The organism is Streptomyces sp. NBC_00569 (assembly GCF_036345255.1).
Classification (GTDB): Bacteria; Actinomycetota; Actinomycetes; order Streptomycetales; family Streptomycetaceae; genus Streptomyces.
Map to the genome: position 1 here is coordinate 39,010 of NZ_CP107783.1, position 13,962 is coordinate 52,971.

At 66.8% G+C, this 13,962-nt stretch carries 10 protein-coding genes and 1 pseudogene; 6 read left to right on the plus strand and 5 right to left on the minus strand.

The annotated features are described in order from the left end of the window. Nucleotides 1–20 precede the first annotated feature (20 nt). Both OHO83_RS00230 and OHO83_RS00235 read right to left on the minus strand, forming a co-directional pair. The gene (locus OHO83_RS00230; protein WP_266681958.1) at nucleotides 21–1,484 is read right to left on the minus strand and encodes an ISL3 family transposase; all 1,464 of its coding nucleotides are present in this window, start codon (nucleotides 1,482–1,484) and stop codon (nucleotides 21–23) included. Then, nucleotides 1,427–1,627, minus strand: coding sequence for a hypothetical protein (locus OHO83_RS00235; protein WP_266681956.1), 201 nt, complete (start codon nucleotides 1,625–1,627; stop codon nucleotides 1,427–1,429). The genes OHO83_RS00230 and OHO83_RS00235 overlap by 58 nt, the downstream gene beginning before the upstream one ends. A 186-nt stretch (nucleotides 1,628–1,813) precedes the next feature. Between OHO83_RS00235 and OHO83_RS00240 the strand changes: the two genes are divergently transcribed. The 3 genes and pseudogenes from OHO83_RS00240 to OHO83_RS00250 all read left to right on the plus strand — a co-directional run bounded on the left by OHO83_RS00240 (nucleotide 1,814) and on the right by OHO83_RS00250 (nucleotide 4,326). Continuing rightward, nucleotides 1,814–2,002, plus strand: a complete 189-nt coding sequence (locus OHO83_RS00240) for a hypothetical protein (protein WP_266681954.1) — start codon at nucleotides 1,814–1,816, stop codon at nucleotides 2,000–2,002. A 69-nt stretch (nucleotides 2,003–2,071) separates the two neighbouring features. Beyond that, entirely contained in the window at nucleotides 2,072–2,626 is a 555-nt protein-coding gene (locus OHO83_RS00245; RefSeq protein ID WP_266681952.1) for an SMI1/KNR4 family protein, read from the plus strand. A gap of 242 nt (nucleotides 2,627–2,868) precedes the next feature. Continuing rightward, a pseudogene (locus OHO83_RS00250) lies at nucleotides 2,869–4,326 on the plus strand (NF041680 family putative transposase). A 278-nt stretch (nucleotides 4,327–4,604) separates the two neighbouring features. Here OHO83_RS00250 and OHO83_RS00255 read toward each other — a convergent pair. Next, complete coding sequence (locus tag OHO83_RS00255) at nucleotides 4,605–5,141, minus strand: hypothetical protein (RefSeq protein WP_266681950.1); 537 nt, start codon at nucleotides 5,139–5,141, stop codon at nucleotides 4,605–4,607. Nucleotides 5,142–6,222: 1,081 nt separating this feature from the next. On the opposite strand from OHO83_RS00255, the gene OHO83_RS00260 reads away from it, so the two are divergent. Further along, nucleotides 6,223–7,800 (plus strand): AfsR/SARP family transcriptional regulator, encoded by a 1,578-nt coding sequence (locus OHO83_RS00260; RefSeq protein ID WP_266681948.1) that lies wholly within the window; start codon nucleotides 6,223–6,225, stop codon nucleotides 7,798–7,800. A gap of 663 nt (nucleotides 7,801–8,463) precedes the next feature. Next, nucleotides 8,464–9,639 carry a PP2C family protein-serine/threonine phosphatase gene (locus OHO83_RS00265; protein WP_266682104.1) on the plus strand — a complete coding sequence of 392 codons (1,176 nt, stop codon included), beginning with the start codon at nucleotides 8,464–8,466 and terminating at the stop codon, nucleotides 9,637–9,639. 350 nt (nucleotides 9,640–9,989) lie between these two features. Here the strand turns inward: OHO83_RS00265 and OHO83_RS00270 are convergent, their stop codons facing one another. Next, nucleotides 9,990–11,960 (minus strand): pentapeptide repeat-containing protein, encoded by a 1,971-nt coding sequence (locus OHO83_RS00270; protein ID WP_330278394.1) that lies wholly within the window; start codon nucleotides 11,958–11,960, stop codon nucleotides 9,990–9,992. Nucleotides 11,961–12,240: 280 nt separating this feature from the next. Further along, nucleotides 12,241–12,975: a helix-turn-helix domain-containing protein gene (locus tag OHO83_RS00275; RefSeq protein ID WP_266681944.1), complete on the minus strand. Its 735-nt coding sequence runs from the start codon at nucleotides 12,973–12,975 to the stop codon at nucleotides 12,241–12,243. A 287-nt stretch (nucleotides 12,976–13,262) separates the two neighbouring features. Here OHO83_RS00275 and OHO83_RS00280 point away from each other — a divergent pair, with 287 nt between their 5' ends. Beyond that, nucleotides 13,263–13,934 carry a DUF4097 family beta strand repeat-containing protein gene (locus OHO83_RS00280; protein ID WP_266681942.1) on the plus strand — a complete coding sequence of 224 codons (672 nt, stop codon included), beginning with the start codon at nucleotides 13,263–13,265 and terminating at the stop codon, nucleotides 13,932–13,934. The last annotated feature ends 28 nt before the right edge of the window (nucleotides 13,935–13,962 follow it).

Genomic DNA, 13,962 nt, shown 5'->3' on the forward strand with positions numbered 1-13,962 from the left:
GGGCGGCTGCTCGCGCAGTGTTACTGGAGCAGGATCATCTTGCGGAGGAGTTCGAATCCGGCCCGGCCGTAGAGCTGGCGCTTGATCTTCTTGATGCGGTTAACGGCGCCCTCGATGCTGCCGGAGCTCCAGTCGAGAGTGAGCCCAGCTATCACGGCGTCAAGGTCCCGCAGAAGGTGGAGCGCGAAGCCGGTGAGACCGGGGAGCTGGCTGTCATCGACTGCGTCGATCCAGGTGGGGAGTGTGGAGCCGAGGCGGTCGGTGAGTATCTCGCCGAAGTCGCGGACGTGTCCGGCGGCTGTGTCCAGTTCAGGGCAGCGTGCAAGGACATCCTTCAGGCCGGCCCGGTCTTCCTCGCTCAGCGCAGTGGGGTGTCGGGTGAGCCAGCCGGTCAACTGACGCACCGTCGGAGTTCGGGGTGGCGTGCCGGCGGGAGTCCTGCGGAGGGTGGCGATGTGGGCGCGGACCATCTGGTAGGTGACGGGCGCGTTGTCGGCGACGAGTTCGCTGTGGAGCTGGGTGACGCTGGTGCATCCCGCGGCGAAGCGTCGCTCCAGGTAGAGCTTGTAGGGGTCCAGTCTGCGGGGGCGGGGCCGGTTTTCGCGGATGGTGTCCTGCCAGTTCGCGGCGTTCGCGTATCTGAGCACGGTGTTGAGACCCCAGCCCAGGTGCCGTGCAATCGCCCGGCGTGAGTGACCTTGAGCAAGAAGCTCGTGGACCAGGGCATGTGCTGCCTTCTTCCGCTCGGCCCGCCGTCCGACGGGCACCGAGTCGTCCTGCGGCAGACTGGAAGCCAGCCGGGTGGCCTCCGGCAGGGTGCCACTGGGCGAAGGATTGCTCAGGCAGTCGCGATGGGCGGCGACGCAGGTCTCCACGGCGCGGCCGAGGCCCTGCCATAGATGGAACCGGTCAGCGACCTGCAGAGCATCAGGGGCACCGCGGCGGGCACCCTCGGCATAGGCGCCCGCCCGGTCCCGGCAGATGATCTCCACGCCGGGGTGACGGACAAGCCACGCGGCCAGCGGTCCGGCTTCACGCGTCGGGAGCACATCGACCACGCGATGGTCTTCGACGCTGGTCAAGACCGTGGAGTACGTCTGGCCGCGACGGATCGCGAAGTCGTCCATGCCCAGCACACGCGGCGTGCTGAACGCGGGATCAGGCAATGCAATGACCCTGCGCAACAAGGTCATCCGGCCAGCTCCGAAGCCCAGCTGGGCAGCCAGCCGGGCGCCGGTCCGCGCGGCCAGCGCGAGCCCCACCCGTTCCAGGGCACGGTTGAGCCGCATGGTGAACCGTGCGTGCGGGGCGGCCAGCCGGGAGAACGGCTCGGCGAACGTCCGGCGCGGGCAGTCCGCCGACCCGCAGATGAAGCGCCGGACCGTCAGCCGGATCACGAAGCCCTGCTCAGCGAGTGGAAGGTCCCTCAGCCTGCGCTGGTATCGGTCGTGGACCCGTCCCGAGACCGGCCACAGTCCGGACACGCAGCCCCGGCCGCGCGGCCTATCGCCACCACCTCGACCGTGCCGAACGCGGCCGTAACCGCCTCGACATCCACATCATCGATCCCCTCGAACACCAGCGAGCCCCAGAACGGTGCATCGGTCTGCTTGACCAGCACCATCACCGTCCGCAACCGACCGCAGCAGCAATCGGCAGACACCTGAGGGAGCGTCAATTCCGTCCGTGGGATGACAAGGCGTACGCCGTCTCACACGAGCCCGTCTCCTCGCAATCGAACGTCGAGGTAACGCTCCGCGACGACTCCCCAAGATCTGTGCCAGAACCCGAAACTCGTGAACATCACCCGACCGTGGATCTGGGTGCCTCCCAAACCCGTGAACAACCGACAGCACTACTCGTGAATGAAGCCAGCGGAGAATGGTGGGGCATGAACGCTCGGCGCGTGAACTGGCATCGCTTCCTGAAGTCTGCCGGTGGCCAGTTCGCCGTGGTCACCCTGCTCGTCCTAGGCCGTGTATCGAAAGTGGATCTTGAGTGACGGATGGGGGACGATTCGCTGCCGGACCGTAGGGTGCGCCGTGAGGTAGACGTTCAGAGAGGAATGGCCATGGGGGACGTGCAGCTGGCGTGGCAGCGACTGGTGGACTGGCTGGAGACGAATGCACCGACGACTGCATCGTCGGTTCTCGCTCCCGCTCCGCCGGCAGCGATCACTGCGGCAGAGAAGCGCATGGGCGTCGTTTTCCCGGCCGACCTTCGGACGTGGCTCCTGGCCTCCGGGGCCGACAACGGCCCTGTTGGTGTCACGGAGGGGGTCGTGCCCGGCAACAACCGCGATTTGCTGGGACTCGCGGCCATGGAGCGGACGTACCACTTCAAGATGGAGATCGAGCGCGACGACCCGTCCCCCGATCCGGAGTTTCCCTTCTGGCATGAGCAGTGGATTCCGATCATCTCGGACGATGAAAGTTGTTACGGCAAGTTCCTGGATGCGCGTAGCGGTCAGATCGGTTCATTCGGCGATGGGGATGAGCCATCTTTCGGAGTTCACGAGTCACTGACCGCTCTGTTCAGCCAGATGGTCGCCCTCATGGCGCAGATTTCCGCGGGGGAGCAGCGCGCTGCTGGACGTGTTCAAGACGGCAGGCTCATCTGGGACTGACGATCGGCGTACGCACATAGGCCCACGGTGCCGACCGACATCTCCCACCGTGATTTGAACCTTCGCCGCACCGTTCGAGATCCATTTCCGATACACGCCCTAGCTTGATCTTTAACGTCCGTCGTCGAATGACGGGTCGAACTTGATCACTCGGTTCGGTAACTGGCGTACGCGGAAGCGGCCTTCGGCTGAACATGTGCTCCGACCAAGGAACACACACGTCCAGCACGAAGGCCGTGAGAATGAGTCTGCTGCATCACGACGCCCGGTCGGAGGCATTGGCCCAACTGTCATGCTTCCGGGGCGAGTTCTACTCCTGCCTGACCGCCCGTTCGGACGCGTTGTTCGAGCTGGCTGATGCCGTTCTGTGCGGCGACGGGCCGGTGAGGTCACTGGCCGAGCTGTCGCTGGTGGGCGAACACCGCCGCGGACATGGAGGGCTCTACGCGGCGGTGGCCCGTGGACGCATCGATGCCGGCCGACTGCGGCGGGCACTGGCCGAAGTGCCACTGCCACGGGCTGCTGACGGCCGGCTGGTCCTGGCCATCGATGTCACCTGCTGGCTGCGGCCCGACGCCCACACCTCACCCCAGCGGATCCTGTGCCACACATACGGCCGGGGCAAGGACCAGCACATCCCGGTCCCCGGCTGGCCCTACTCGATCATCTGCGCGCTCGAGCCGGGCCGCAGCTCATGGACCGCACCGCTGGACGCACTGCGTCTGACGCCCGGAGACGACACCGCCACCGTCACCGCCCGGCAACTGCGCGATCTGCTGCAACGGCTGATCGCAGCGGGACAGTGGCAGACAGGCGACCCGGACATCCTCATCGTCGCGGACGCCGGATACGACGCACCCCGCCTCGGCTTCCTCCTGGGTGACCTGCCGGTCCAGGTGCTGGCCAGGATGCGATCCGACCGCGTTCTGCGCAGGCCTGTCCCGCCCCGGCTGCCCCACACTCAGGGCCGACCGCCCCGGCACGGCGGCGAGTTCGTCTTCGGTCAGCCCGACACCTGGGGCACCCCGGACACCGAAACGATTACCGACACACGTCTCTACGGCACCACCAGGGCCCGCTCCTGGGACCGGCTGCACCCCAAGCTGACCCACCGCTCTTCCTGGGCAGCCGACGACGGCACCCTTCCCATCGTCGAAGGGACAGTGATCCGCCTTGACATCGGCCACCTGCCCAGCGGAGCAACACCGAAGCCGGTCTGGCTGTGATGGTCGGGCATCGACGCCACTGCGGCAGACGCCGACCGTCTCTGGCAGGCATACCTGCGACGCTTCGACATCGAACACACCTTCCGCCTGTTCAAACAGACCCTCGGCTGGACCTCCCCAAAGATCCGCACCCCCGAGGCAGCCGACCGATGGACCTGGCTCATCCTCGCCGCCTACACCCAACTACGCCTCGCACGACCGCTGGCGGCCGACCTGCGTCGCCCCTGGGAGAGACCAACCCCGCCGAACAGGCTCACCCCCGCCCGAGTCCGCCGCGACTTCCGGCACATCCGCCCCAAAGCCAGCTGCCCAGCCCAAGCACCGAAACCCTCCAGCCCCGGCCCCGGACGACCCCCACGCAGAAAGAACACCCGGCCCACACCCCGCCACGACGTGCACACACCCCGCAAAACGCAACCTGCGAAACAGCGAACAAAGAAGTCAACGACCCCACGACCACGCCGCACAGGTTAAAGATCAAGTTAGAGCAGGCGCCTCAAGACTCGAGAGATGTTGCTGGAACAGTGCGCCGGCACTCCGGGCAGCTATCTGTGATTTCAGGGCAGCTGAGGCTCGTGCCCCATCCGTGCCCGATAGACCGGGGACTCACGGAGAATCGCGGTCACCAGCAGTCAACGGGCATGGCGAAGGCCCCCGACCGATTTTGCTCGTCAGGGGTCCTTCAATGTGCGCGGTGGGTGTGGAGGTTGAGCCCACGGTGATTCTTACCTGCGCCTACGCCGCGAGCCTCATTACATGTTTGGCGTGTTCGGTGTGTTCGGCATGTTCGTTGTGTTGGGCACCGACTTCTGCGGCGGCAGGCTCGGGAACCGCTGATAGTCCGTGCACACCTGGACATCACACGGATCCGTCCCCTTCTGCGTGTTCGGCGTGTTCGGCACCGACTTCTGCGGCGGCAGGCTCGGGAACCGCTGATAGTCCGTGCACACCTGGACATCGCACGGATCCGTCCCCTTCTGCGTGTTCGGCGTGTTCGGCACCGACTTCTGCGGCGGCAGGCTCGGGAACCGCTGATAGTCCGTGCACACCTGGACATCACACGGATCCGTCCCCTTCTGCGTGTTCGGCGTGTTCGGCACCGACTTCTGCGGCGGCAGGCTCGGGAACCGCTGATAGTCCGTGCACACCTGGACATCACACGGATCCGTCCCCTTCTGCGTGTTCGGCGTGTTCGGCGTGTTGGGTGATGGCGGCGGCACCGACCTGTCCACCGCGTATACCGCCGTTGGGCCACCGCGTGCCAACGGCAGAGCCGTGGCGTTGGCCACGCCGCCTGCTCCCAAGAGCAGAGCGACGACGGCCGACACACCTACGATGCGCGGAGTGCACTTCTTAGTAGAAACCATGAGACGCCTCTCATCTACTCTCTTGCCTAAGAGCTGCCCCTGATCACCGGTGGCGCGGCGTCAGATGCGGTACATCGCGAGACTGAGGATCATTACTCATCTTGGACGTGTTTGTACGGTCGATAACGCAGCGAGGTGCCGTAGCTGTCCTCGCACGCCTGCCGGGGATTACATGAAATCCCTTAGCCAAAATTCCACAGTCGGCGGACGGCATGTTTCCTAAAAAGAATCGTCGCCCGACTGGGGCACAACAAACACGAAAGTCCAAAAAGAGTGGATCGGCGCGTTGTCCATTCCAGCGAGATCCAGCGGCTCAAGGCTCCCCATACGCCTTGCAGCTCAGAGATTTGAACGGGCTGTAGGGATCGCTCATCCGGTCTATGGCGCAGCCACTTCCCGTGGCGGGCCGTAACCCCGATAATTTCATTTTACCTTCGGGCTGGCACCTTCGCAGCGGGCGTCCTCGCTGCAATCAGGCGACTCGACGGGAGGATGGGCCCGTATCCTTGCCCCTCTGCCAGACGAGTACCAAACGGTCTGACATCACTGACATTTAGACGTCATCTCAATTGGTGACTGGCGGCATAAATAGTCGCTGGCAGGTGTGCTGTGGGGGACGGTTGAATGTCTAGGTCAGCGCCGTCCAGCTCCCCCTCGGCCTGAGCTTCCCCCGTTCCGAGGAAGGCGCCTGGGTTGTCCGCGCATACCAGCGCCAGTGAGCCGAACTTGCTCACGCAGACGACGATCCGGGTTCCGCATACGGTCGCGTCAGCCGGCACGACGAGGCGTCCGTACTCGCTGGAGTCCTGGGTGTCCTGCTCATCCGTGCAGCGAGCTCCGAAGTCGCCTTCGAGTCGGGTCAGCAGACCACCGAAGCGGGGCTGCGGTCTCGGCACGGTCGTAGTGCTGCGGCCACTCCAGCCACTCAGGATCATCAAGCTCACGCAGCAACGCCAGCAGATCCGCTTCGCTCTCGGTCATACGCTCATCATGCTGATCCAATTTGCCGCCGGGCAGCCGCTGTGGGGCGAGCCCAGGAGCGCTCCTCCTCAACCTCCCCGCCGCCCGCGTGCTCCTCCTGGACGGCGACCCCGACGCTGCCCGCGCCATCGCACTGGAAACCGCCACCAGCAGCTGGAGCGACCGCGCCGACATCCTCACCATCGGCCTCGGCACCGAACTGCCCACCCGACTCCCCCAGGGCCGCCTGCGCGCCGTACCGCACCTACGCGCCGCGCAAAGAGACCTCGGCGAACTCCTCCTGGAACACCACCAAAACCCCGCCGACGAAGACGAAACGACTCCTCTTCCGTGGCTGCTGATCTGCGCCGCCGATGCCGCCGCAGACGACGCCCAGCACCTCGCGGACGCCCTCGCCGCGGCCCGCACCCTGCCCCTCGCCTTGGTGCTCCCCGCCCGCGGCACCCGCCACGCCTTCCCCCACGCCGAACGTCTGACCGTCGGATCGGCGACACCCCAGCGCCTCGACCTGCTCGACACCGACGTCCTCGTACAGTCGATGACCGACGGCGAATACCAGGACCTCGTCGGCGTGTTGAACATTGCGGAAGAACCCGCCCGCCCCGCCGAAGGCCCCTGGCAGCAGGTCCCCGCCCCCGACCAGCCCGGCCACTCCCCCACCTCGCCCGCCTCGCCCACCGCCGTCCCGGACACACCCTTCACCGCACTGACCGCCACCACATCCCTGCGCATCATGCCGCCCCCACAACAGGCCACCGAAGACAACTTGGCCCAAGGCACCGCCACCACGCCCAGTCCGGAAGCTGTGCCCCCACTCGCCGAACAGGTGCCCGCGGAAGCCGAGGAAGGGGAAAGCGAAGCGTCAGGGGCCTTCGACCTGCACGCCCCCGACATTCAGGTCCTCGGCCCCGTCACCGTTGCGGGCATCGAGGCCTCCGGACACGGCTTCAAACTCGCCTTGCTCGCCGCGCTGCTGTACTTCAAGCCCGGCATCAGCAGCGACACCGCACGCGAGGCCATGGACCCACGCAAGCCCTGGACCAAAGCAACCCTCCAGTCCCGCATCTCCGAACTGCGCAACCGCCTGGGCACCGACTTGGACGGAAACCCCTTCCTGCCCCGGGACCGCACCGGCACCTACCGCCTCTCCCCCACAGCCCGCTGCGACTGGACGCGGTTCACCCAACTCGCCGAACGCGGACTCGCCAAGGGCCCAGAAGCCGGCGCCGGCATCGCCGACCTGGAGGCGGCACTCGACCTCGTGCGCGGCCGGCCCTTCGGCGGCGCCGACCTGGCCTGGGCCGCCGCCCGCATCCAGGAAATGCTCGTCCGCATCACCGACGTCGCCCACACACTCGCGACCTGGCACCGCACCGCACCGCGCCGCGCCCCGACCTCACAGCCGCCCGCCACGCCGTCACACGCGGACTCGACATCGACGACAGCGCCGAAATCCTCTACCAGGACTAGATGCTCATCGAGGACCAGGCAGGCAACCGCGCCGGAGTCAGCGCCGCATACGAAACCCTCCGCGGCGTCAACCAACGCCTCGACATCGGAATGGAAGGCGAGACGGAGAAAGTCTTCGACACCATCATGAGCCGGACCGCGTCCTGAGCGCGGTTGGAAGATCCACAACTTCCTGTTCGCACTCCGGTTGCGTAAGAGGCGGGGAGCACCGCGGCGAGTTCGCGGGCGCGGACCGGGCCTGAGGCCGCGCGGAACTGCGCGCCCGCGAAGTCGACCCGCCCTTCGTTGTAGATCAGCCTCCCCGTCGAGGACCGTGCCGGGGCGTAGCGAGTTCATGCCCGCCACGGCCAGATCCATCCACGCTGAGATGACCGTCCGACCGGACCGGGCCTGTAGCCGTACGGTCTCGGCGTCGCGCCACAGGATGGTTCTGTGTCCGTCGTTCTCCAGACTTTGCCGTGTCTCATGAGACATGGGCCCCTCGATACGGGCTGGGGCGCCTGTGTGTCTCGGCTTTGCTGCTCAGCAGCGGGGCGGAGACGGCCAGCCCGTTGTCGGGTCGTGGCTGGAGTAGTCGTGACGGCTGAGTCCGCGGCGGTCGGACGTCGGGAAGCAAACTCATTTCCGTGAACACAGAACACAGCGATCTGCACTTATTGTGGCTTTTGTGTGTTGACGCTCGCTGTGGTGATTCTCAGGCTGGTAGGCGGGGCTGGTGGAAGGGACTGCGGTCGTGAGTGGTGGGCAGAGTGGACTTCCCCGGTTGCTGACGGCAGCCGAGACGGCGGCGCCCGTGGATGCCGTCGACGTGATCGCGGAGGACCTGCGGCGGCGTTTCGAGGCAACGAAGGTCTCTTTCCTCATCGTGGACCTGACAGGGAAGGCGGTGGCGCGGCTGTCGACCGCCCCTGCGGAGGATGGGCGGGGGGTGGAGCGGATCCCTTTGTTCGGCAGTGTCTACGAGCAGGTGGTGCGCACTCAACGGCTTTATCAGGAGGTGACCGGTCAGGGGCAGCGGGTGATCGTGCCGGTCACTAACCGGGGGGATGCGATCGGATTGCTGGAACTGCTCCTGCCGGCCGATCCCGGCGAGGACGTCCTTGATGAGGTCGGGGAAGCCGCCCATGTCCTGGCCTACATCGTGATCGCCAACGGACGTTTCACCGACTTCTACACCTGGGGCAAACGCTCCAGACCGCCCACCCTGGCAGCGGAAATCCAGTACCAGCTGCTTCCCTCGTCTCTGTCGTGCGAGGCCGCGCAGTTCACGCTGTGCGGGAGCCTGGAGCCTTCCGAAGACCTCAGCGGCGACACCTTCGACTACACCCTGGACCGGGACGAACTGCACGTGTCGGTGACCGATCCCATGGGCCACGACCTCGATTCGGCCCTGGCTGCCACGGTCCTGGTGAGCGCCTTGCGTGGGGCCCGCCGCGCAGGAGCCGGCCTGGCCGAACAGGCCCATCGGGCCGACCGGGCACTCGTCGACCACGGCCACGGGCACGCCACCGGGCAGCTGCTGCGCATCAATCTCCGCACCGGGCGGGCCCAGCTCGTCAACGCGGGACACCCCTGGCCACTGCGCATGCGCGAGGGCGCTGTGGAGGTGATCACCTGCGAGGTGGACCATCCTTTCGGGCTGTCGGAGTTCACGACGCTGCCCTACCGTGTTCAGGACCTCGATCTGCGCCATGGTGACCGTCTGCTCATGTTCACCGACGGCATGGTCGAACGGCACGGGGAGAAGGTCGACCTGCCTGCCCTGCTGGAGCGCACCCGGGGCCTGCACCCGCGGGAGACCGCATTGATGCTGACGTCCGCAGTCCGGGACGCTGCCGGCGGGCGGCTCGAAGACGACGCCACCGTGATGTGCCTGGACTGGCACGGCCCGCAGGAGACCCAACGACACGTCAGCTCCGGCGCGGACGCCCAACAAGCCTCAGCCACCCGCACGAAGCAGCAGCCGTGACCAGAGTGCTCTCCTGGACGGTGCCGGGCTGCCGCTGAGCAGCTCTCGCGCCGCGTCCTCCTGGAAGCCTAAATTCCCGCCCTTCCCCAGCTACGGGCGGCCCCGGGACCTACCCGAATGAGACATCGCGAGGTGTCTGGAGAACCGTCGAGCTTGATCTCGTACCACCAGCCCTTGCCGCGGGGCAGCGTCGGCACGGCCTCGGCGAGGGCGACAGCGACGGGGTACTCCACAGGGCCAGCCTGCGACGGTCGAGCCAGGGGTGCGCGCTGGCCTACGCTGCGCTGCGGGTTTTGGCCCGGTGCGGGTGGCGGTAGCGGGCCACAAGCCCGGGCCACGGGAGCGCTGGGTCAGCGCTTGACGCGGTTACGGACGGCCAGGACCGCAAGGCCCAGAAGGATGGGCTCGGTCACACGGGACGCCATCTCGATGTAGGTGCCGGACGTGGTCAGGTCTTGGTCGGCGGAGCGGAACACCACCGAGTTCAGCGTGACGTTCAGGGCCTTGTCGAAACGCTCGCCGGTGAGCCTTTCCCCGGTGGGGTTCTGGGGATCTGCCTCGTCGATCTCGAAAGTGACTTTGCCGCCGCCGGCCGGGACGGTGCCGGTCGCTGCCTGCTTCGGGGTGTCCTTCGGGAGACCGAGGCCCATCAGCAGCACGATGGTGACGAGCATGGCGGCGCCGAGCCACGCCAGCGCCCGGGAAGCGCGCATGCCGTAGCCAGACAGCGCCCAGTAGGCAGTCAGAAGACCCCGCTCGCTTCGGGGTATGTCGTCGGCGTGGCGGCGCATCTCCATTTCCCCGTAATAGAAGTCGGCGGCCCCAGGCTCGTGCTTGCCATCCTCGAGCGCTTTGCGAAGCGCGCGGTACACCGGTGCCAGTTGCAACGGCCCGACGCGCCCGGCGCCGAACACGGCCACGTTCCAGCCAGGAACGGCCCCTGCTTGGCTCGCGCGCCAGTGGTGCTCTTCGGCGAGGGTGCGGCGTTGGGTGAACCGGATCGGACGCCAGCCCCGCCAATGCATTGCGGGCGGGACCGTGTCGAAGGTGCATGCGCCCTCCAGCCGAATCTGGTCCAGGTGCACGGTCCCGGTGAACAGGCATCCCGACAGATCGACGTCGGCGAGGACCAGATGGGCCGCGTCCACCCCACGCAGCGAAACTATTCGCACCGTGGCGTCGGGCGCGCCGGCAAGAGCCTGTTCTGTCACCGGCCGCCCGTCGGAGAGCACGAAGGGCGCGGCCTCCGCGGCGATCGTGAGGGGGTACTCGAAGACGGCATGGGAGAAGTCCACCGTTGTGTAGCGCAGCCGTAGTTCGGCTGTCGACATCCAACGGGTTCGCCGGCACTCCACCCGACGTGCCACGCACGGCAAGGTCATCGGACCGCCGAACACCGCACCAACCAACGACACCCTTCCGGCACACACAAACGGCCCAAGATCAACCGGACTCTTGAAGGTCGCCGCCCCGAACCAGGCGTCGCCCTCGAAGGTCGCCGACTCGAACCTGGCGCTGCCTTCGAAGGTCGCTGTCCCGAACCCGGCCCTGCCCTCGAAGGTCGCCGATCGAAACCATGCGCCGCACTCGAAGCTCGCTGACTCGAACTCAGCCCTCCGCTTGAAGCTCGCTGACTCGAACCCCGCTCTCCGCTTGAAGCTCGCCGACTCGAACCCGGCGAGGTCCTCGAAGGCCGCCGCCCCGAACCCGGCCCTGTCCTTGAAGGTTGCCGCCCCGAACCAGGCCCTGCCCTTGAAGGTCGCCGAATCGAACGCGGCTTCGCCCTCGAAGGTCGTCGACTCGAACCAGGCGTCGTCCTCGAAGGTCGCCAAATCGAACCAGGCCCTGTCCTTGAAGGTTGCCGACTCGAACCCGGCGTCGCCCTTGAAGGTCGCCGACCGGAACCCAGCGTCGCCCTCGAAGGTCGCCGACTCGAACCCAGCTTCGCCCTCGAAGGTCGCCGTCCCGAACCCGGCCGTGTCCTCGAAGGTCGCCGAATCGAACCAGGCCATGTCCTTGAACTTCGCCGACCCGAACCAGGCCATGTCCTTGAAAGTCGCCGACTCGAACGAGGCTTCGCCCTCGAAGGTCGCCGCCCCGAACCCGGCGTCGCCCTCGAAGGTTGCCGCCCCGAACCCGGCGACGCCAAGGTGAGGTTGTCCGGTGCCAGGGTCACGAAGAGCGCCGAGTAGCTCGCTGAGGAGTGGGGCAGTGAAGGACGTGCCGCGGTGATCGACATCGTCTCCGGGCTCCAGGCCGGCCAGGTAAACAGCCCGCTCGGGGTCAGCAAGGTGAGCCAGACAGGCGGTGTAGCCGAGCACGCGAATGCCGTTACAGCCCACCGGATCGTCCGGGGCAGCTCCGTGACCGCAGTGAGGCCAGGGAAGCGGCTCTGGGGATGGTGTGGTCATACAGCAAGGGACGATCAAGCACGGCCGGCAGTTGCCGTCCGCGGCGCCCTCCCCGCAACACGGAGCCCCTGGAGACGACAGGCCACCACGGCCGGCGGGGCTGAGGCCCGGCGAACGCACCCCGCTTCACGTCTGGATCCCGGATAACCTCCCCTCCCCATATCCGGGCGGCATGGGCCCTGAGGGACGGTCAGGTGGTGCTGTCCTTCGGCGGTTCGGGCTGGGTATGAAGGATGTCGCGGGCCTGCTCGGCCGCGCGCACGATGCTTTCGGAGACGAAGTCGAGGAAACGGGCGATATTCTCCAGACGGGTCGCCGCCGGAGTACCCGACCCGAGGACGCCGACACCCTGCCGTGCGATGTCGACCATGTGGGCCGTGGAGCGGGCGGACGCCATCATCGACTGGTACATGATGTCGTTGTCCACGACATATCGCTCACGGCGACGCTCATCACGCTCCCGCCGGACCATGCCCTGACTCTCCAAGAACGCGACCGCCTTCGAGACGGACGCGGGGCTGACCTGCAGACGCTGGACGAGTTCGGCCGCGGTCAGACTGCCCGTATCGGTGAGGGTCAGGCAGGACATCACCCGCGCCATCATCTTCGGCGTGCCCGACTGTATGAGAACGGTCGTGAACATCTCCTCGTACGCACGCACCGCCTCCGCATCACGCCCATGCGGCTGGGCAGGCGTGCCCCGATCACGGGGCGCCGCCGGCTGCTTGCGGCGGGCACGCTGTTCCGTGGCCCGGTGCGCGAGGTCCGCACGGTAGGCGGTCGGGCCGCCGTTGCGCATCACCTCGCGCGTGATCGTCGACGTCGGACGCTCCAGGTTTCTGGCGATCTCGGCATAGGCGAGGCCGTCGGCCAGCCCCAGGGTGATCTGCTGGCGTTCCTGTTGGGTGAGTCTGCCTCCCGGCATTGCTGTCTCCCTCTTCTTCGCAACCATGCGCCAGTTGCTGGCATACCTGTCTCGCGCCCAGTGTCCGACGTCCGCAACTGAGGTCCGCCCGGCCGACTATAGCGTTCACTCTCATTTCATTGCAACGACGGGCGGTGGGGCCTGTTGCATTAGAGCCCAGACCATTGCAATGAAATCCCTGCAACTACCTGCGTTTATAGGGTTCTTGCGCAACAAGGGTGTTGCTCGATCCTTGAATGCAACGTAGCGTTTCGCCCATCAGAAACCACGGGTTCAAGGAGCACACCATGCAGAAGTTCGACACCCCCTCCCCCATCACCGCCGTCCTGGACATCCCCGCCGCACGCATCCAGTTCATCGCCGCCGACCGCGCCGACACATGCGTCGAGATCCTGCCCGCCGACAAGTCCAAGACCCGCGACCTCAAGGCCGCCGAACAGGCCACCGTCACCTACACCGACGGCGTTCTGCGCATCGAGGCGCACGCGGCGAAGAACCGGATCCTCGGCAACTCCGGCTCCCTCGAAGTGACCGTCCAGCTGCCCGCCGGCTCCCACGTCGAGGCGAAGGCCGCCAGCGCCGAACTCCGCGGCGTCGGACGCCTCGGCGACGTCACCTTCGAAAGCGCGCAGGCCGTGGTCAAGCTCGACGAGAGTGCGAGCGCCCGCCTCACCCTCCAGGCCGGCGACGTGCTCGTCGGCCGCCTGACCGGCCCCGCACGCATCAGCACCCAAAAGGGCGCCCTGGACATCGCCGAAGCCCAGGGCGGCACCGTCGAACTGCGCACCGAGTACGGCGACATCACCATCGCCGCCGCCTCCGGCACCTCCGCCACCCTCGACGCCGGCACCGCCTACGGCCGCATCCACAACACCCTCCAGAACACCGCAGGCGCCACCGCCGACCTCAACATCCAGGCGACCACCGCCTACGGCGACATCACCGCCCGCAGCCTCTGACCACCCGCAGTCTCTGAGGAGCAGTCAC

Coding starts and splice junctions, on each gene's coding strand:
- OHO83_RS00245 (WP_266681952.1), top strand. CDS start 2,072: ATGGGGGACGTGCAGCTGGCGTGGCAGCGACTGGTGGACTGGCTGGAG.
- OHO83_RS00275 (WP_266681944.1), bottom strand. CDS start 12,975: ATGCCGGGAGGCAGACTCACCCAACAGGAACGCCAGCAGATCACCCTG.
- OHO83_RS00280 (WP_266681942.1), top strand. CDS start 13,263: ATGCAGAAGTTCGACACCCCCTCCCCCATCACCGCCGTCCTGGACATC.